This is a genomic window from Chondromyces apiculatus DSM 436, from assembly GCF_000601485.1.
GTDB classification, from domain to species: domain Bacteria; phylum Myxococcota_A; class Polyangia; order Polyangiales; family Polyangiaceae; genus Chondromyces; species Chondromyces apiculatus.
The window spans coordinates 1-19483 of record NZ_ASRX01000098.1 but is presented as its reverse complement, the minus strand read 5'-3'; the positions used below and the strand labels follow the sequence as shown (position 1 = coordinate 19483).

Genomic DNA, 19483 nt, shown 5'->3' with positions numbered 1-19483 from the left:
TCAGGCGTTCCAGGGGCTCAGCCCGTTTGTTCACGGTCCTCGCGGCAGGGGTGGCTTCGGTCGCCATCGCCCGCAATGTCATTGCCCGCAGGCGCAGGCTCGATCTGCGCGGACGGGTGGCGGTGGTCACCGGAGGCTCACGGGGACTGGGGCTCCTGATGGCCGAGGAACTCGGGCGGCTCGGGGCCCGGGTCGCCCTCTGCGGGCGGGACGCCGAGGCGGTCTCCCGGGCGCGCGTTCACCTGGAGTCGCTCGGGGTGGAGGTGCACGCCGTGGCGTGTGACCTCGGCGTGCGCGCGGAGGCCGAGGCGTTCGTGGATGGCGTGGTCGACGCTCTAGGCCGCATCGATCTGGTCTTCAACAACGCCGGCGCCATCGGCGTCGCGCCGGTCGAGGAGCTGGGGGTCGAGGGGATCGAGGAGGCCATGCGCTCGAACTTCTGGAGCGCGACCTACGTCACCTTCCGCGCCCTGCCCCACCTGAAGGCGCGCGGGAGCGCGGGCCGCCTCGTCAACATCTCGTCGATCGGTGGGCGGATCGCGGTGCCGCACATGGTGGGCTACGTGGCGTCGAAATTCGCCGTGGCGGGCCTGTCGGAGGCACTCTGCGCGGAGCTTGCGCAGAGCGGGATCAGGGTGACCACGGTCTTCCCGGGGCTGATGCGCACGGGCTCGATCTACAACGCGACCTTCGGCGGGGACACCGAGGCGGAGTTCGCGTGGTTCGGCGTCTCGGCGTCGATGCCGGTGATCAGCATGAATGCCCGCCGCGCGGCGAAGCAGGTGGTGCGGGCGGCGCTCGACGGCGAGACCGAGGTGAAGCTCGGGGTGTCGGCGCGCTCGGCGAGCCTGCTGCACGGCGTCGCTCCGGGGTTCCTGACCCGGATGATCGGGATCGCCGGCCACTTCTTCCCCAGCGCGCCGGGAGGGAATGAGAAGAGGGGGACGGAGAACGGGGGCACGGCGAAAGGCGGTACGGCGACATCAAGCCCGTCCGGATTCAAACGGGGTCGTGACGTCAGGAGTTCGCTGCCTGGCTCGGTCGCGGTCCGGCTGTCCGACGAGGCAGCGCGGAACAACAACGAGGCGCCGCCCGCAGCGGCCCATGGAGCGGGCGGATCCAGGTAGGCGGACCTGGGCGGGTCTGGTAGGAATCGCTGCTTACCCACCACGCATCCAGGGCTGAACGTGGCGAAGCAGACGAAGAATACCCCCGCGCCGACCGCGACCCCGACCCCCGCGACCCGCAAGCTCTTCGGCACCGACGGCGTGCGTGGCGTGGCCAATGTGCCACCCATGACCCCGGAGATGGCGCTGCGCCTCGGCCGCGCCATCACCCACGTCGCCAGGCGGGGGAAGAAGAGGCAGGTGCGGGTCGTGGTGGGCAAAGACACCCGCCTCTCGGGCTACATGCTGGAGACGGCGCTCGCCTCCGGCATCTGCGCGATGGGCGGGCGGGTGATGCTCAGCGGCCCTATCCCGACCCCTGCCGTGGCTCAGCTCACCCAGAGCATGCGCGCCGATGCGGGCATCGTGATCAGCGCCAGCCACAACCCGTACGACGACAACGGGATCAAGGTCTTCGGGGCCAATGGGTTCAAGCTCCCCGACGCCGACGAGGCGGAGATCGAGCGGCTCATGGAGAGCACGGAGCTCGACGAGGCGCGGGTGGTGGGCGGCGAGATCGGCAGCGCGGTGAAGCTCGACGACGCGCGCGGTCGCTACGTGGTGTTCTGCAAGAACACCTTCCCCGCGAACCTGACGCTCGATGGGGTCAAGGTGGTGGTCGACGCGGCCCACGGGGCGGCCTACCGGGTGGCGCCTGCCGTCTTCAGCGAGCTTGGGGCGTCGGTCACGGCGTTCGGGGTGAAGCCGAACGGGTGCAACATCAACCGCGACGCGGGGGCGCTGCACCCCGACCACGTCAAGCACGAGGTGCTGAAGCGGCGGGCTGCCCTGGGGATCGCGCTGGATGGCGATGCCGACCGGGTGATCATGGTCGACGAGCGCGGTGAGGTGGTCGACGGCGACGCGATCATGGCCCTGTGCGCGCTCCGGATGCTCCGCCAGGAGCGGCTGCCGAAGCGGACCCTGGTGGCCACCGTGATGAGCAACCTGGGCCTGGAGCGGGCGCTCAAGGCGCACGGAGGCCACGTGGAGCGCACCGCGGTGGGAGATCGCTACGTGGTGGAGGCGATGCGCTCCGGCGGGTACACCTTCGGCGGCGAGCAGTCGGGGCACCTCATTTTCCTCGACCACGCCACCACCGGCGACGGCATCGTCGCGGCGCTCAAGGTGCTGGCGATCATGATCGAGGAGGGCAAGCCGCTCAGCGAGCTGGCGCGCGAGGCGATGCAGCGGGTGCCCCAGGTGCTGCTCAACGAGACCTTCGCCACGCGGATGCCGACCGAGGCGATGAAGAAGATGACGTCGGAGATCGGCCGCGTCGAGAAGGCGCTCGGGGACCGCGGGCGGGTGCTCGTGCGGTGGAGCGGGACCGAGCCGAAGCTGCGGGTGATGGTGGAGGGGGAGGACGCGGACCAGATCACCACGTTCGCCCAGGAGATCCTGGGGGCGGCGCGCGGCGATCTGGCCCCTGCGAGCTGACGCGCGCGGGCCCGAGCTCAGCGCTTCTGGGTCTGGTTGGCGACGGCCTCCGCCTTCTTGCGCGCAGCCTCCTGGTCCCCCAGGTAGTAGTTCTTCTGCGGCTTGAGCTGCTCGTCGAGCTCGTAGACCAGCGGCACGCCCGTGGGGATGTTGAGGCCGACGATGGCCTCGTCCGACATGTCGTCCAGGTACTTGATGAGCGCCCGCAGGCTGTTGCCGTGGGCGACGATGAGCACGCGCTTGCCGGCGCGGATCGAGGGGGCGATGGTCTCGTGCCAGTAGGGCAGGAAGCGGGCCACCGTGTCTTTCAGGGCCTCGGAGAGGGGCTGCTCCTCGCGGGGGATCTCGGCGTAGCGCCGGTCGCGGCTCGGGTGGCGCTCGTCGTCGAGGGTGAGCGGCGGCGGCGGGGTGGCGTAGCTGCGGCGCCAGATGTTCACCTGCTCCTCGCCGTACTTCTCCACCATCTCCGTCTTGTTGAGGCCCTGCAGGGCGCCGTAGTGGCGCTCGTTGAGGCGGTAGCTCCGGTGCACGGGGAGCCACATGCGATCCATCCCATCGAGCACGATCCACATGGTGCGGATCGCGCGCTTCAGCACCGAGGAGTAGACCACGTCGAAGTCGAAGCCGCTCTCCGAGAGGAGCCGCGCTGCCTCGCGCGCCTCCTCGCGGCCTTTGTCGGTCAGGTCGACGTCGGTCCAGCCGGTGAACCGGTTCTCGCGGTTCCAGGTGCTCTCGCCATGGCGGATGAGAACGAGCTTGGTCATGCGTGCCACCTTGAAAGAGGACAGGGCCGGTGGCTAGCCTGAACGTCGCTCAAGACCTCCCCGGCCTCCAGAACCCCTCCGGAGGCGGGAGCGTCACAGGGATCCGGGGACGATGCAGCTCGTCAGGCCCCCGACCGGCGCGGCGAGGTCCGCGCACACCAGCAGCGCGAGGGGCCGGGGCGTGTCGTCGATGTTGCCGATGACGAACACGGAGGAGAGCTGACCCGCGCCGAAGCCGAGGTCGGGGACGGTCAGCAGATCTTCCGACGCGCCGCTCGTGCGTACGGAGAGGGTCACCCCGGAGCGGGGCTCCGTCTCGACGAACCCCGCGCCGCTTCCGCTCGTCACCGCCTCGCCGAAGGGAAGCTCGGTGGCGAGGGGGACGAAGGACGTGCCCATCTCCTCGCCGACATCGAGCCGGGTCACGTCGGGCACGGCATGCATCAGCCGCACCCCTGTCATGCCGCTGCTGACGGTGGTCTCGTCTGCGAACGCCGTCATCCGGAACTTCTGGACCGAGAGGCTGGCGTCCATCTCGCCGAGGGCCGCGATCGTGAGGCGCCGATCGGCGTCGAGGACGACGCCATCCACGTCCGCCGCACCGATGAAGCCCTTCTCGCAGTCCGTCGCGCCCACGTTCACCACGCGGAACGTGTAGACCCCGGGGTCGACCGCGATGTACCGGGACACCTGGGCGTAGTTGATCCCCTCTGTCACTCCCAGGCCTTCGAGGAGAGGCCCGATCCGCTCGTCTCCGCGCAGCAGACAAGCGTCGAACAGAGGCCCTTTCGGCGAGAGATGGGCGATGCGGAACTCGGACCGAGGTGCTGCCGGTGCGCCTCCAGCGCCGCCTGCACCACCGACGCCCGCCGCGCCGCCGTCACCATCACTCCGGGGAGGCACGCCCTCGTAGTTGTCCGTGACGCTCATCTCGACGCCACACCCCACGTTGACGATGCCAGGGAGGCCGAGCATCAAGCTGACCACGAGCCACCGGTGTCCGCGCTTCGCCATGTTCATCTCCTGTGTGCTCCGATGCTTTTCGAGGAGCACCTGCGCGCCACAGGTGGGCAAGGAGATGAACTAGACTCAGGGCGTTCTCACGGATGCCGCGCACGGAGTCGGGTATCGGCCCGGGCACGATGCAGGCCTCACGCAGGCCTCACGCAGGCCTCACGCCGCAGAAAGCGGCAGGTCCACCGTGAACGTGGAGCCTTGACCGACGGCGCTCTCGACGCGCACCACGCCGCCGTGGACCTCCACGATCTGGCGCACGATCCACAGCCCCAGGCCGAGGCCACCGTAGTTCCGCTCGGACACGGCGCGCTCGAAGCGCTCGAAGATACGCGTCTGGTCCTCCGGAGCGACGCCGATGCCCTCGTCGCGCACGGCGAGTTCCGCGGCGCCGTCGGTGCGACGCAGCACCAGCGCGATGGGCTTGCCCTTGCCGTACTTGGCGGCGTTCGAGATGAGGTTGGTGAGGAGCTGATCGATGCGCTCCCGGTCCCAGCAACCGACCAGCACGTCGTCCGCCTGCAGCGCCACGAGGCAGCCGGCGCGCGCCAGCTCGTCTGCCATGCGGGCGATCACCTCGCGGGTCAGCGCCACCAGGTCGACCGACTCCCGCTGCAGCGACAACCTGCCCGCCTTGATGCGCGCGACGTCGAGCAGCTCGTTGGTCAGCTTGCCCAGGCGATCCACCTGTCGCAGGCACGACCCCAGGCGTCGTGACGCCACGTCGGGCGTGCTCCCGGAGCCTCCGGCTCCCCCGAGTCCCGGGAGCCGCGCCAGCCCCTGGAGGCTGAGCTGGAGGGCCGTGAGGGGCGTCTTCAGCTCGTGGCCGGCAATGCCGAGGAACTCGTCGCGCACCCGCACGGCCTGCTGGGCGTTCTGGAAGAGCCGGGCGTTGTCGATCACCACCGCCACCCGCCGCCCCAGCTCGTCGGCCCAGGTAAGGTCCTCTTCCGTGTAAGGCGGGCCGTCGATCTCGCGTCCGAACGAGATCATCCCGAGCGGGCGACCACGCGCCCAGAGCGGGACCAGAATGGACCAGCGCACACCAGACTGGCGCAGCGCCTGACGGATCTCGTCATCTGCACGCGGCGGCGCCGGAGAGTCCCCCTCCTTGCGACTCTCTTCCGCTGCCAGGTGCTGGTTGAGGAGCGGCCGCCGCTCCTCGATGGGCGCAAGCGCGCGCCCGTCACGGTGGCCATCGTCGAGCCGGCCCCGGGCGACGCGCAGCAGCCGCTCCTTGCGCGGATCCACGTGTGCGAGCGCCACGTGCCAGCGCTCCTCGTCCGGATCCATCAGGTCGACCATGCAGAGGTCGGCGAACCCGGGCAGCACCAGGCGCGCCAGCGACTCCACCGTGGCTTCGACATCGGGCGAGGAGCCGAGGATCGTGCTCGCGTCTGCCAGCAGGGTCAGCCGCTCCCGCGCGCCCTCGGCGACGCGCCTCGCCGCCTTCTCGCGCTCGAAGAGCAGCGCATTCTCGATGGCAAACCCCGCGTGACGGGCGAGATCTTCCACGAGCTCCTTGTCTGCCTCGGTGTGGGCGGAGCTGCCGCGGGAGCGCGCGACCACGAGGCTCCCGACGGCGCGGCTGCGCCCCTTCAAGGGGACGACGATCAAGCTGTGTATCCCGAGGCGACCCCCATGAGGCCGCGCGTCCAGGGAGAGGCCGGCCAGAACATCGCCGGAGGACGTCCTCGGCAGGAAGAGGGTCTGCTTCGTGGCCATCGCCCGACCGAGGAGCCCATCTTCAGGGCGCGTCTGCGCGGCGCGCAGCATCTCCACGAGCACCTCGTGGCTCTGCGGATCGCGGTGGCGCATGGCGAGAGGATCGAGCGAGGTCGTGTCGCCGGACAGCATCCAGACGACCGCCATGTCGCCCACGTCGTCGGCGATCTTACGGGTCACTTCGCGGAGCAGCGCGGCGAGATCCAGGCCGGCTTCGGCGAAGCGCTCGGAGGCTTCGGCGAGGATTCGTAGCCTGGCTGCGGTCCTGCGGCTCTCCTCGAGAAGCTTGGTCATCTCCGCTGCGGTCGTACCTGCGAAAGGCTGGGACCCTGGAGAGGACATGGCTCCAGAGCGTGGCTCCGCGACGTCGCCCGGAGACGCCTCCGCGCGACGGTCGCTCGACCCTGCATCAGTCGTTGAAGGACTGTAGAGCATACCCGGGGGGGAGCATGCGAGGGGCCCCGAGGAGGGCCGCCCGACGGAGGGGTGAGATCCTGCAGGGACTGCCTACGGGTTGAATACTCTTTGATTATCCTGCCGCGGGGAACCGGGAAACCGAAACGATCCTGATTCGCCGTCAGGTCGACTGCGTAGGGTGTCAGGCAGGGGGAGCCCTAAAGGGCATCACGAAGAAAGAGGTCTTCGAGGGTCTCACGACGCGGGGTGACCTCGATCACCTGGGCATCGCTCCGGAGCGCCATCTCCAGGGTGTCCCGCACGCGCGCATCGCCCTCGACCTCGACGACCGTGACGTCTGCACGTCGGGTCACCCGAGCACCAGCTTCCTCCAGCGCGCTCTTCAGCGCATCCGAGGCGTGCGCCAAGGTGATGTCCGTCCTCAGCACCTCACCGCGCAGGAGCTGACGGAGGCTGCCGCTCACCACCACCTTTCCTTCGCGGAGGATGGTGACCCGATCGCACATCGCCTCGACGTCGCTGAGGATGTGCGTCGAGAAGAAGATGGTCCGCCCCTGATCGCGCTCGGCGAAGATCAGATCGCGCACCTCCTTGCGGCCCACCGGATCGAGACCGCTCATCGGCTCGTCGAGGATCAGCATCTCCGGATCGGCGACGAGCGCCGCAGCCAGGCCGGTGCGCTGGAGCATGCCCTTCGACAGGCGCCGGACCTGCCTGTCGGCTGCGTAGGCGACCTTGACCTGCTCCAGCACCTCCATCGCGCGCCGGTCGAGCTTCGCGCCGCTCATGCCGGAGAGCCGGCCGCAGAGGGTCACGAACTCGCGCGGCGTGAGGTACGGGTAGACGTAGGGGTTCTCGGGCAAGAACCCGATGCGGCGCCTCGCCTCCGGCGAAGGCACGCGCGCCCCGAACAGGTAGGCCTCACCGCTGGTCGGCGCGATGAGGCCCGTGAGCATCTTGATGGTGGTCGTCTTGCCGGCGCCGTTCGGGCCGAGGAAGCCGAAGATCTCCCCCCGGCGCACCTCGAAGCTCACCCCCCGCACGGCGTCGACGCGCTTGGTCTTCAGGAGGCCGAGCCAGAACGACTTCGCGAGCCCGCGCACGTCGATGAGCGCGTCCGGATCCGCTTTCCTGTCGCCGCCGGAGGCCGTCGCTCCCTCCTCGCGCGCGCCTTGCTCCTCGACCGCCGCCTCGCTCACCGCATCCACCTCGCTCAACCCGGGGGCTCCGGCACCGACCGTACCTCCCCCTCGTCCTCTTCGCCATCGCCGCGGGCGCCGCCCCGGGTCTCGGCCCGCTTGGCCGCGCTGTACTCGTGGAGCTTGTACTGGATCTTCCGCGGGCTGATCCCGAGGATCGTCGCCGCCTTGGAGGTCGACCCCTTGCACGCCTCGAGCGTCCTCAGGATCGCATACCGCTCCAGCTCGTAGATCGTGCTGCCAGGCACGCGGGGCATCACGTCTGGCGACTCGGCGGGCCCGGTGTGGAGCGCCACCGGCAGGTGAGCCACCTCGATCCGGGCGCTGTCGCAGAGCACCACGGCGCGCTCCACCAGGTTCTCCAGCTCGCGCACGTTGCCCGGGAAGGCATAGGCCATCAGCGCCTGGAGGGCTCCGTCGGAGAACCCCTCGATGCGCTTGCCGTTCTCCTGCGCATAGCGGCCCAGGAAGAAGGTGGCCAGCTCGGGGATGTCGCTGCCGCGCTCCCGGAGCGGCGGGATCTCCAGGGTAACCACGTCGAGCCGGTAGTAGAGGTCCTCGCGGAACAGCCCCTCCTGGACGCGCTGGCGCAGGTCCCGGTTCGAGGCGGCCAGGATGCGCACGTCGACCTTCAGGGTCTCGTTGCCGCCGACCCGCTCGAAGGAGCGCTCCTGCAGGAACCTGAGGAGCTTCACCTGCGTCGGGAGCGGGATCTCGCTCACCTCGTCGAGGAACAGCGTCCCCCCGTTGGCCTGCTCGAAGCGCCCCTCGCGGCGGCCGATGGCGCCGGTGAAGGCCCCCTTCTCGTGCCCGAACAGCTCGCTCTCCAGCAGCGACTCGCTGAGCGCCGCACAGTTGAGCCTCACCAGCGGAGCGGCCGCCCGGGGGCTCGCGCGGTGGATCATCTCCGCGATCAGCTCCTTGCCCGTGCCCGTCTCGCCGACGATGAGGACACTGGCGCGGCTCGGCGCCACCTGCTCGACGAGGCGGAGAAGCTTGATCATGCTCGGGTGGCTGGCGATAACGTGGCCGAACGCGTTGCGCTCGCGCAGCCGGTCCCGGAGCCGCGAGTTCTCCTGGAGCAGCCGCGCCCGCTCCACGGCGCGCTCCACCACCACCGCCAGGACCGAGAAGTCGAGGGGCTTCGTGAGGTAGTTGTAGGCGCCCTTCTTCACCGCCTCGACCGCGCTGGAGATGGTGCCGAACGCCGTCATCACCACGAAGGTCGTGTCCGGGATCCGCTCGTGCGCCTTCTCCATCATCCGGATGCCGTCGAGCCCCGGCATCTTCAGATCCGTGAGCACCACGTCGGGCCCGAACTCCTCGATCTTGCCGAGGGCCTTGAAGCCATCGGCCGCGGTCTCCGTGGTGTAGCCATCCTCGCGGAGGATCTCGGACAGCGCAGCGCGGGCGTTGGCCTCGTCGTCCACGATCAGGATCCGACCTCTTGAAGGCATGCCGTACTTCCTACCACGCGCCTGGCCGTGGCCAAGCACCCTACCTGGGCCCTGAGCATTCAGCCGTCCATGGTGGTGGTTCTCGCGACCATGATCGCGAAGCTCACCCCGCTGCGATCGATCCGATCACCCCCTCTCCTGGAGAGCTGCGTCGCAGGGGTCGCGCAGGGTGAGAGGCGCGATCGTTCGGATCACCCCTCGCATGGAAAACTCCAGCGCTTTCGATGGCATACACGCTGCTCTAGGCTCGCTCGACATGAAGAAGACCTCGATGTCCCGACGTCGGTTCACCTTCGGCCTTGGCGCGTCTCTCCTCGCCGCCCCCATCCTCGGTCTCCTGCACGGGACCACCCGCGCCGACGCGACCAAGGTCGCCAAGCGCCTGGTCATCTTCTTCTCCCCGAACGGCACCATCCACAACCACTGGCGCCCCACGGGAAGCGGCACGAACTTCTCGTTCGGGGCGGGCACCATCCTGGAGCCGCTCGCGAGCCACAAGTCGAAGCTCGTCGTCTGCGACGGCATCGACTTCCACGCGACCGACAACCACGAGCCCGGCATGGCCGCGATGCTCACCGGCAACGGCGACGCCGGCTCGGCCTCGGGCGGGATGTCGGTCGACCAGTACATCGCCACCCGCATCGGTCAGGAGAGCCGCTTTCCCTCGCTGGAGTTCGGGGTGCAGACCAGCGCCTGGGGCGGCAGCACCCAGACCCGCATGTCCTACCTGGGGCCCGGTCAGTTCGTCCCCCCCGAGGACAGCCCGACCGGCGCGTTCCAGCGCATGTTCGGCGATCTGATCGGCGACCCCGAGGACATCGAGCGCGCCATCGCCCGCAAGAAGAGCGTGTTCGACCTGGTGGGCGGCGAGCTGAAGGACCTGCAGCGCCGCGTGGGCAAGGCGGAGAAGGACAAGCTCGAGGAGCACCTCACCGCGGTGCGCAAGCTCGAAGCCGGCCTGACCGGGGGCGCCGGGACCTGCACGGCGCCGACGGCCCCCCTCGCGCTGTCGCCCCACGTGAACGACAACTTCCCCGAGATCGGCAAGGCGCAGATGGATCTGCTGGTGATGTCGCTCGCGTGCGGCATGACCCGCGTGGCCTCCATCCAGTTCAGCCACACCGTCAGCCCCATGGTCCCGAGCTGGCTGAGCATCAGCGAGGGGCACCACTCGCTCTCCCACATGGATGACGGCAACACCTCGGGCGTCGCGCAGTTCGTCAAGGCGGAGCGCTGGTTCGCCGAGCAGTTCAGCTACCTGCTCGACACCCTGGAGGCGACCCCGGACCCCGAGGGAGGCACGCTCCTCGACAGCACCATCGTGCTCTGGTGCAAGGAGCTCGGCGATCCGCGCATGCACGACTGCCGCTCGGTACCGATGGTGATCGCGGGCGGGCAGTACTTCCCGCTGGGCCGCTACCTCAATTTCAACGGCGCCCCGCACCAGCAGCTCCTCGTCTCCCTCTGCCACTCCCTCGGCCTCGACAACCAGACCTTCGGCGACGCTTCCAAGGGCACCGGCCCCCTCCCGGGCCTCGTGTGAGCTCCCCCGGAAACCCAGCCTCTTTGGAACACGGTGTGACCATGCGAAAGCTCAGCATCCTCCCCCGGCTCCTCGTGCCCTTCGTCGCCAGCGCCGCGCTGCTCGCCGCCGTCGCCGCCGTTGCCCCTGGCTGCTCCGGCGGAGACGACGGCGACGAGGCGAAGGCCGGCTGCCCCGACGACCTCGCGTACTTCGAGGCCAACATCTACGAGCCCATCCTCGGCAAGAAGTGCGTCATCTGCCACAGCGAGGGCGGCCTCGCGGCAGGCACCCGGCTCTTCCTCCAGCGCGGCGGGGATCCGGCAGCCGTCGAGGCCAACTTCGAGGCGGTCAAGGCGCTCGCCGCCGACGTGGACGAGGGCGGCACCTCCATCCTCCTCCTCAAGCCCACCAACCTGCACGAGAACGGGCACACCGGCGGCGAGCTGATGAAGCGCGGGAGCCCCCAGTACCAGGCGCTCGAGACCTTCGTGAACCGCGTGAACAAGGGGCAGGGCTGCGACGCCCCCGTCGCGAACTGCGAGGCGACGACGCCGGGCCCGCGCATGCTCCGCCGCCTCTCCCGCAACGAGTACGACGCCACCATCAAGGACCTCTTCGGCATCGAGAGCACCTGGGGCGCGGGCTTCTCCGCCGACACCGTGGTGAACGGGTTCGACAACAATGCCGCGGCCCTCCGGGTGAGCCCGCTCCTCGCCGACCAGATCCGCCGCGCCGCGGACGAGATCGCGGCGAAGGCGCTGGAGAACCCGGGCTCCCTCCTGTCCTGCGCGCCGGCCTCCGGCGACGCGGCGTGCGCGCAGGCGCTCATCGAGAGCTTCGGCCCGCGCGCCTTCCGGCGCCCCCTCACGGACGCCGACAAGGAGCGCTACCGGGCGCTCTACGACACGGTCGCTGCGGGGGAGGGCTTCCTGATGGGTGTTCAGACGGTGATCTCGGCCATGCTGCAGTCCCCGAACTTCCTCTACCGCACCGAGATCGGCGCGCCGGTCGAGGCCCCCGGCGAGGTGCAGCTCACGCAGTACGAGATCGCCACCGAGCTGTCCTACCTCCTCTGGGGCACCATGCCCGACGCCGAGCTGCTCGCCGCGGCCGACGCCGGCACGCTGTCCACGCCCGCGGAGGTCGAGGCCCAGGCCCGGCGCCTCCTCGCCGACCCGCGCAGCGACGAGGCCATCACCCGCTTCATCGAGCAGTGGCTGGACATCGAGCGCCTCGGCGTGGTGCCCAAGGACGCGACGTCGTTCCCGGAGTTCGACATGAACATCCGCGGCGCCATGGAGGCCGAGACGCGGCGCTTCGTGCAGCACGTGCTGCGCGAGGGCGAGGGCACCCTGACCGAGCTGCTCACCGCCAAGTACTCGTTCGGCAGCCCCGAGCTGGCCGCCTTCTACGGGGTGAGCGCTGGCGCCCCTGGCAACGACGGGCTCGGCCAGATCGACCTCGCCGGCACGCCACGCGCGGGCCTCATCACCCAGGGCAGCGTGCTCTCCACCCATGCCCGGCCCAACAGCTCCTCCCCCATCCACCGCGGGAAACTCATCCGGGAGAAGCTGCTCTGCCAGCCCCTCCCCCCTCCCCCGCCCGGCCTGAACGCGCAGCCCCCGGCGGTCGACCCTGCGAAGACCGGCCGCGAGCGCTACACGGAGCACTCCGAGAACGTGCAGTGCGCGAGCTGCCACCGCCTGGTCGATCCGATCGGCTTCGCGTTCGAGCAGTTCGACGGCATCGGCCGCCTCCGCGCCGACGAGAACGGCAAGCCCATCGACGTGAGCGGCGCGATCGTGGCGAGCGAGATGACCGACGGGGAGTTCTCCGGCACCGAGGAGCTGGCGCAGAGGCTCGCGGGGAGCGGCGAGGTGCACGACTGCTTCTCCCTGCAGTGGATGCGCTACGCCTACGGCGTGGAGGAGGACGCGCAGCTCGCCTGCACCGCCAAGGCCGTGGGCGCCGATCTCACGGCGAGCGGCCTGCGGGTGGAGGATCTCATCGTCAGCCTGGTGACCGCCCGGCACTTCACCTCGCGCTCTGGCGACGGCTCGGAGACCGAGCCGGTCGATGGCGGCAGCACCGGCACCCCTGGCGAGACGCCCGGTGAGCCCACGCCCGGCGGCGAGGATCCGCCCCCTGCCACGGGCTTCGACGTGAACATCGACACCAGCAACGACTGGGGCGGCGGCTACTGCGCGGCGGTGAAGGTGACGAACACGGGCAGCGCCCCCGTCACCTGGTCCTTCGAGCACGCCGTGGAGGGGACGATGACCGACCTCTGGAACGCCATCGGCGAGCCCTCCGGCACGAAGACGCGCTTCCGCGGCGTGGAGTGGAACGCCACCCTCGATCCGAGCGCCATCGCCGATTTCGGCTTCTGCGCCACCCGCTGACGTCCCGCGTCGAAGCACATACGCGAGGGACCGTACGAGGGATTCGGGTCGCATCCGGGGGCGCGTGAACCTGGCTTCGCGCACCTCCAGATGGACCTGAATCCCTCGCTTCCGGCCTTGTAGAAGCCCCAAAGCGCACGGTGTAGAGTCGACGCTCCATGAGTTCGGGCCGGGGCTTTGAAGACGTCGAGACTTCCTTCCGACCCAGGATGGCCCGCCCCTCTGCCGGCCGCGTGGGCTTCGTCCTCCGCGTCGTCGCCGGGCCCGACGCAGGTCACACCCTGGCCATCCCGCCCTCCCAGCCTTCGCGCGTGCTCGTCGGTCAGAGCACCTCCTGCGAGCTTTGCCTGCACGATCGCGAGGTCTCGCGGCGGCACCTCGGCCTCGACCTCGCCGAGGGCGACCTGCTCCGCGCCACGGACCTCGGCTCCCGCAACGGCACCCGGATCAACGGCGCCCTGATCATCGAGGCGCTGCTCGCTGGCGGAGAGCGCCTCACCCTCGGCGCCACCACCATCGAGGTCCACCGCGCCGAGCAGGCGGCGGACGAGCCCCTCACCCTGGCCACGGGCTTCGGCCGCCTCCTCGGCGCGAGCCCCGCCATGCGCAAGCTCTACCCCCTGTGCGAGCGCCTCGCCGCCGCCAACGTCCCCGTGGTGATCGAGGGCGAGACCGGCTCCGGCAAGGAGGCCCTCGCCGAATCGCTGCACGAGGCAGGCCCCCGCGCGAGCGGCCCCTTCATCGTGCTCGACTGTGCGGCCACCGCGCCCACCCAGCTCGAAGCCGCCCTCTTCGGACTGGAGCGCGGGGGCGAGACCCGCCTCGGCGCCCTCGAAGAGGCCCACGGCGGCACCCTGCTCCTCGACGAGATCGCCGAGATCGACCTGGAGCTGCAGGGAAAACTCCTCCGCGCGCTCGAACGCGGCGAGATCCGGCGCGTGGGCGGCAGGCAGGCCTTGCGCGTCGACGCCCGGGTGCTGGTCGCCACGCGGCGCAACCTCGACCAGGAAGTCGCCGCCGGGCGCCTGCGCGAGGATCTCTTCTACCGCCTCTCCGCCGCCCGCATCGAGCTGCCCCCGCTCCGCCGGCGCACGGGCGACGTCACGGTCCTCGCCCGGCACTTCTGGTCGCGCATGGCCCGCCCCGGCGAGCCCCCGCCCGAGGACTTCCTCGCCCGGCTCGAAGCCTACGGCTGGCCCGCCAACGTCCGCGAGCTGCAGAACGCCGTGGCGCGCCGCGCCGCGCTGGGTGACCTCGCCGAGGAAGGAACCCCTGCCGCAGCGCCCCCGAGCCGCGCGTCCCAGGTCACCCCGGACGATCCCATCGCCACCATCCTCGCGCAGGAGCTGCCCTTCCCCCGCGCCCGCGATCAGGCCCTCCAGCTCTTCGAGCAGCGCTACGTGGAAGACGTCCTCCGCCGCCACGGCGGCAACGTCGCCCGTGCTGCCGCGGCCTCCGGCGTGGCCCGCCGCTACTTCCAGGTCATCCAGGCCCGCACCCGCAAGCTCTCCGGGGGCGGATGAGCAGCCCCCCCCCCGATCCGCCCCCGAGCGTGCCGCGCAGCGCGACCGCGACACCCCTGCCCTTCCTCGCCGGCCGCTACGCCCTCCACGGCGAGATCGCCCGCGGCGGCATGGCCTCCGTGCACTTCGGCCGCCTCCGGGGCGCCGCGGGGTTCACCCGGGTCGTCGCCATCAAGCGCCTCCACGCGCAGTACGCCCGCGAGCCCGAGCTGGTGGCCATGTTCACCGACGAAGCGCGCCTGACCTCGCGCATCCAGCACCCCAGCGTCGTCCCCACCCTCGACGTCGTCTCCGAGGGCGGCGAGCTGCTCCTCGTCATGGAGTACGTGCACGGCGAGACCCTCTCCCGCCTCATCTTGCAGGCCCAGCGCACCGGCGTCCGCCTCCCTCCCCCCGTCGCGGCGGCCATCATCCACTCCGCCCTCCTCGGCCTCCACGCCGCGCACGAGGCCACCGGCCCCGACGGTCTCCCCCTCAACCTCATCCACCGGGACATCACCCCCCAGAACCTCCTCGTCGGCACCGACGGCGTGACCCGCGTCGCCGACTTCGGCATCGCCAAGGCCGCGGGCCGCCTGCACACCACGCGCGACGGCTCCATCCGCGGAAAGCTCGGCTACATGCCGCCAGAGCAGCTCTACGGCGAGCGCCTCGACCGCCGCGTCGACCTCTACGGTGCCGGTGTCGTCCTCTGGGAAGCCCTCGTCGGCGAGCGCCTGTTCGCGGGCGAGGGCGACGAACCGGCGCTGGCCAAGGCGCTGACGGCCACCGTCGACCCTCCCGGCCTCCGCGTCCCCGACGTCCCCCAGGCCCTCGACGAGGTGGTCTTGCGCGCCGTCGAGCGTGAGCCCCGCCGCCGCTTCGCCACCGCCCTGGAGATGGCCACCGCCCTGCAGGCAGCGCTCCCGCTCGCCTCTGCCACCGAGGTGACCACCTGGGTGCGGGACCTGAGCGGTGAGCGCCTGAAGCTTCGCGCCCAGGAAGTGGCCCGCCTCCAGCAGCTCGCGAGCGATGCGGAGGATGCCCCCATCTCGACGGCCCCCGTGGCTTCCCGCCCCGCTCCCTTGTCGACAAGGGAGATCGCCACCCCCGCCACCCCCTCCGTGGACAAGGACGCGGTGACCGTCACCGCCCCCGCGCTCCGCCCTGCGCCTGCGCCTGCGCCTCCCGACGCGCTCCCCTTCTCCACCCCCACCCAGCCTTCTGCCACACCCGCGGTCTTCACGGCGCCCGGGGCTCCCGCCACCTCGCCCGCGGCCTCCTCACGCCGCGCCCTCGTCGCGGGGTTGCTCGCCGGAGCGGCCCTCACGGCTGCCGTGGCCACCGCGCTCGCCCTGCGCGGCAGCGCGCCCGCCGCCAGTGCCTCCGCGGAGCGGACCACGCCTTCGAACAGCACCGCCAGCACCGCCAGCACCGCGCCCGAGGTCCCCGCTGCGCCCGAGGTCTCCACGGCGCCTGCGGTCCCCTCTCCCCCGGCCACGCTTGCCTCCGCGGCCGCGCCCCCACCCGAGAGTGCCCCGCCCGCTGCTGCCGCGCCAGCACCGGCCACCGCCTCCCAGAGCCGCACGACGACTGTCCCCGCGCGCCCGGCCACCACCACCGCGACGCGCCCGACGCCGAAGCCCGACTGCAATCCGCCCTATACAATCAATGAGCAGGGTCACAAGCGCTACAAGAGAGAATGCCTGCGCTGAGCGGGTGCGCGTCGCAGCCCTCGCCGCATGCACCGTTCTCGCCGTCGCCCCTCCGGTGCACGCCGACGTCGTCGAGGCATGTGTCGAGGCCTCCGAGGAGGCGCAGGCGCGGCGCGATCGCGGCGAGCTGCAGGCCGCCCGCGCCCTGCTGCTCACCTGCGCCTCGGCGGATTGCCCCGCCATCGTGCAGCGCGACTGCACGAGCTGGCTGGAGGACGTCGATGCCCGACAGCCCTCCATCGTCCCCCGCGTGCGTGACGCCGCGGGCCACGATCGCGCCGACGTCCGGTTGCTCATCGACGGCAAGGAGGTCGCCGCCTCCCTCGATGGCCGCGCCTTGCCCGTCGACCCGGGCCCGCGCCGCCTGCGCGTGGAGGCCGAAGGTGCAGCACCCGTGGAGCAGACCCTCCAGATCCGCGAGCGTGAACGAGGGCGGGTCGTCGACGTGGTCCTCGCTGACCTGCCCTCGAAGACACGCCCCCCGCCCCCTCCTCAGCCGGCCCCCCGGGAGAGCACGGGTCTGCACATCCCCGTCGCCTCCTGGGTGCTCGGTGGCGTCGCGGTGGCGGGTGGCGCGGCGTTCACCGTGCTCGGCGTGCGGGCCCAGGGCGAGGTGGACAAGATGCGCTCCACCTGCGCCCCCCGCTGCGCCCCCGATCGCGTGGACGCCGCCAGCCGCGAGGCGCTGGTGGCCAACATCGCCCTCGGAGCGGGCGTCGCCGCGCTGGGCGCTGCTGTGGTCGTGGTGCTCGTGAGCCAGCCCCGGGAAGCCCCCCCTGCCGCGAGGAGATCAGGCCCGGAGCTGCGCCTGGGCCTCGGCGGGCCTGCTGGAACCGGCCTGGTGCTGGGCGGCCGTTTCTGAGTCTCCGCGCGCCCCCCTCGCCCCGCTCCTGCCCCCACCCCCGCCCCGCTTCAGTGAAGCTGCCCGAGCAGCTCCCGGCGAAAGGGTTGCAGCTCGCCGAGGTGACGCGACCTCACGATGGCCGGCCAAGAAGGGTTCGCGATGAGCGACCGCCCCACAGCCACCAGATCGAACTCCTCCCGTTCGAGCCTATCGAGCAGCGCATCCAGCCCGGTGGTGTTCGCGCCGCCAGCGCTGAGGGAGCCCTGCAGGTCGGTGTCGAGGGTGACGGATCCCACGCTGACCGTGGGCTTCCCGGTGAGCTTGCGGGTCCACCCGGCCAGGTTGAGATCACTCCCGGTGAACTCGGGCTCCCAGAAGCGCCGCTGAGAGCAGTGAAAGATGTCCACCCCGGCGTCCACCAGCGGCGCAAGGAACCGCTCCAGATCGGCCGGGGTGTGCGCGAGCCGGGCCCCGTAGTCCTGCTGCTTCCACTGCGAGTAACGAAGAACGATGGGGAAGTCCGGCCCCACCTGCCGACGCACCTCCTTCAGCGTCTCGACGGCGAAGCGCGTACGCGCGACCAGGTCTCCGCCGTACCGGTCGGTGCGCTGGTTGGTCACCTCCCAGAAGAACTGATCGAAGAGGTAGCCGTGAGCGCCATGCAGCTCGACGCCATCGAACCCGAGTTCCCGCGCTGACGCCGCAGCCTTGCCGAAGGCCGCGATCACCGCGTCGATGTCCTCCTGCGTCATCGGCGCGCCGATCGTCTCGCCAGGTCGGCCGATGCCCGAAGGGCTGACCGCATTGAGCGCCGAACCGGGTGGCTCGAGGATGAACCCCGTGTGCCAGAGCTGCGGCATGATCCGGCCACCGGCGCCATGGACCTCGTCGACCACGCGGCGCCACCCGGCCAGCGCGTCTTCCCCGTGGAACCGCGGCACCCTCGGGTTGTTTCCAGCCGAAGGATGCGGGACCCAGGTCCCCTCCGTGATGATCAACCCCACACCTCCTTCCGCCCGACGCCGGTAGTAGGCGGCGACATCGGGCCCGGGGACGCCATCGGGTGAAAAGGCGCGCGTCATCGGCGCCATCACGATGCGGTTGGCGAGGTGCAGCTTCCCCGTGGAGAAGGGCCTGAACAGCGCCTCGGGGGAGCGTGGGGTGGTGTGCGGCGGAGCGGTCGGTTCCTGGGGCTGGTTCACGGGTGCAGAACCTAGCCACACATTCTCCCGACGCCACCTCGGTTCACCACGACATCGACCCGTCTACCGCGCTTCCGTGCCGTAGATGCCGTCCTCCCCCGTCCAGATCACGCAGCCTCCTCCCACGACGATCCCTTCCGGCCGTGAGAGCCCTCGAAACACCCGATCCGGCAGGCCGTCCGAGGTCGTCGCGCACCCCGCGGCGGGACAGCCCATCACCGTCCCCGCGTCGTCGTTCGTCCACCAGAACCTGTCCCCCGCGGCTGCCACGGACCGCGGCATCGTCAGCGGATCGGGCAGCGAGGCGAACAACGGCGAGACCTCCTCCAGTGCACCACAGACATCGGGCCCGAGCAGGCACCGGAAGACCCGCCCCTCGGGCTCGCCGATGGTCACGTACAGGTGCGTCCCGGCCACCGCGATCCCCGAGGGACCGACCATCCCGGGGACGTAAGTGACCAGCGCGGTCCCGTCCTTGTGGACGCGCTGCACCGAGCCATCCGGATCGCCGCCCGAACCGTGGTTCGTCCAGTACACGAGGTCGCCCACGATCGCGAGCCCGTGCGGCCGCGCCAACCCCGTCGCCAGCGTCTCCGGGAAGCAGCCGTTCCTCGCGCAGCGCAGCAGCTTCGCGTTGTAGTTGTCAGGCCCGGTCAACCAGTAGACCTGGTCGCCATCCAGCACGATCTGCCGCGCCACCGTGTCCTCGCCAGGAGGCGCCAGGGTGGTGATTCCCGTGCATCCCGGCAGCGCGCAGCGGTGGATGCCGCCAGTGTTGGTGGACCACACCAGGAAGTCCTCGTCAGCAGCGACTGCCGCGGGCTCCCCGCCCACCGAGAAGGACTGTGGCGCCTCTCCCGGCGCAAGCCGTACCAGCGCCCCTCCGTCGGGATTTCCTGCGTAGAAGGCTCCCCCTGCGAGCGCCACGCGCGCGGGGCTGACGCTCGCTCCCGAGATCGCTGCGAGAGGCTTGCACCCCACCTCGTCGCACTGCCCCTCGCAGAGCGCGCAAGCGGGACAGCCGGATCCCGAGCCCCCCCCACCGACGTTGCTCACGCCCCCGCCCCCGCCCTCGTCGAGCACGGCGAGGTCACGGAACGTCTCCTCCGGC

At 70.8% G+C, this 19483-nt stretch carries 14 protein-coding genes; 7 read left to right on the top strand and 7 right to left on the bottom strand.

Going from position 1 to position 19483, the window contains the following annotated elements; all coding sequences use genetic code 11:
* The first annotated feature begins 26 nt into the window (after window positions 1–26).
* Complete coding sequence (locus CAP_RS39200; protein WP_231511966.1) at window positions 27–1127, top strand: SDR family NAD(P)-dependent oxidoreductase; 1101 nt, start codon at window positions 27–29, stop codon at window positions 1125–1127.
* A 60-nt stretch (window positions 1128–1187) separates the two neighbouring features.
* Window positions 1188–2606, top strand: coding sequence for a phosphoglucosamine mutase (glmM, locus tag CAP_RS39195; RefSeq protein ID WP_081865736.1), 1419 nt, complete (start codon window positions 1188–1190; stop codon window positions 2604–2606).
* A 17-nt stretch (window positions 2607–2623) separates the two neighbouring features.
* On the opposite strand, the gene gpmA is transcribed toward glmM, so the two are convergent.
* From gpmA to CAP_RS39170, 5 genes are all read right to left on the bottom strand, one after another.
* Window positions 2624–3370 (bottom strand): 2,3-diphosphoglycerate-dependent phosphoglycerate mutase, encoded by a 747-nt coding sequence (gene gpmA / locus CAP_RS39190; protein ID WP_044250481.1) that lies wholly within the window; start codon window positions 3368–3370, stop codon window positions 2624–2626.
* Between the two features lie 93 nt (window positions 3371–3463).
* Entirely contained in the window at window positions 3464–4384 is a 921-nt protein-coding gene (locus CAP_RS39185) for a DUF4397 domain-containing protein (protein ID WP_197041546.1), read from the bottom strand.
* A 159-nt stretch (window positions 4385–4543) separates the two neighbouring features.
* A complete protein-coding gene (locus tag CAP_RS39180; RefSeq protein ID WP_052376759.1) occupies window positions 4544–6403 on the bottom strand; it encodes a sensor histidine kinase in 1860 nt (619 codons plus the stop codon).
* Between the two features lie 320 nt (window positions 6404–6723).
* Window positions 6724–7734 (bottom strand): ABC transporter ATP-binding protein, encoded by a 1011-nt coding sequence (locus CAP_RS39175; RefSeq protein WP_231511968.1) that lies wholly within the window; start codon window positions 7732–7734, stop codon window positions 6724–6726.
* Between the two features lie 5 nt (window positions 7735–7739).
* Window positions 7740–9182, bottom strand: coding sequence for a sigma-54-dependent transcriptional regulator (locus CAP_RS39170; RefSeq protein ID WP_044250476.1), 1443 nt, complete (start codon window positions 9180–9182; stop codon window positions 7740–7742).
* 256 nt (window positions 9183–9438) lie between these two features.
* Between CAP_RS39170 and CAP_RS39165 the strand changes: the two genes are divergently transcribed.
* The 5 genes from CAP_RS39165 (at window position 9439) to CAP_RS39145 (ending at window position 17188) form a co-directional block, all read left to right on the top strand.
* Window positions 9439–10725: a DUF1552 domain-containing protein gene (locus CAP_RS39165; protein WP_044250473.1), complete on the top strand. Its 1287-nt coding sequence runs from the start codon at window positions 9439–9441 to the stop codon at window positions 10723–10725.
* A gap of 41 nt (window positions 10726–10766) precedes the next feature.
* Complete coding sequence (locus CAP_RS46550) at window positions 10767–13109, top strand: DUF1592 domain-containing protein (protein WP_052376757.1); 2343 nt, start codon at window positions 10767–10769, stop codon at window positions 13107–13109.
* 158 nt (window positions 13110–13267) lie between these two features.
* Window positions 13268–14632 (top strand): FHA and sigma-54 interaction domain-containing protein, encoded by a 1365-nt coding sequence (locus CAP_RS39155; protein ID WP_052376756.1) that lies wholly within the window; start codon window positions 13268–13270, stop codon window positions 14630–14632.
* The gene (locus CAP_RS39150) at window positions 14629–16326 is read left to right on the top strand and encodes a serine/threonine protein kinase (protein ID WP_052376755.1); all 1698 of its coding nucleotides are present in this window, start codon (window positions 14629–14631) and stop codon (window positions 16324–16326) included. The genes CAP_RS39155 and CAP_RS39150 overlap by 4 nt, the downstream gene beginning before the upstream one ends.
* Window positions 16327–16330: 4 nt before the next feature.
* Window positions 16331–17188: a hypothetical protein gene (locus CAP_RS39145; RefSeq protein ID WP_044250470.1), complete on the top strand. Its 858-nt coding sequence runs from the start codon at window positions 16331–16333 to the stop codon at window positions 17186–17188.
* Window positions 17189–17238: 50 nt separating this feature from the next.
* Here the strand turns inward: CAP_RS39145 and CAP_RS39140 are convergent, their stop codons facing one another.
* Both CAP_RS39140 and CAP_RS52985 read right to left on the bottom strand, forming a co-directional pair.
* Window positions 17239–18372: an NADH:flavin oxidoreductase gene (locus CAP_RS39140; protein WP_044250467.1), complete on the bottom strand. Its 1134-nt coding sequence runs from the start codon at window positions 18370–18372 to the stop codon at window positions 17239–17241.
* A gap of 63 nt (window positions 18373–18435) precedes the next feature.
* The coding region (locus tag CAP_RS52985) for a hypothetical protein (protein WP_044250466.1) at window positions 18436–19483 on the bottom strand (1048 nt) is incomplete at its 5' end.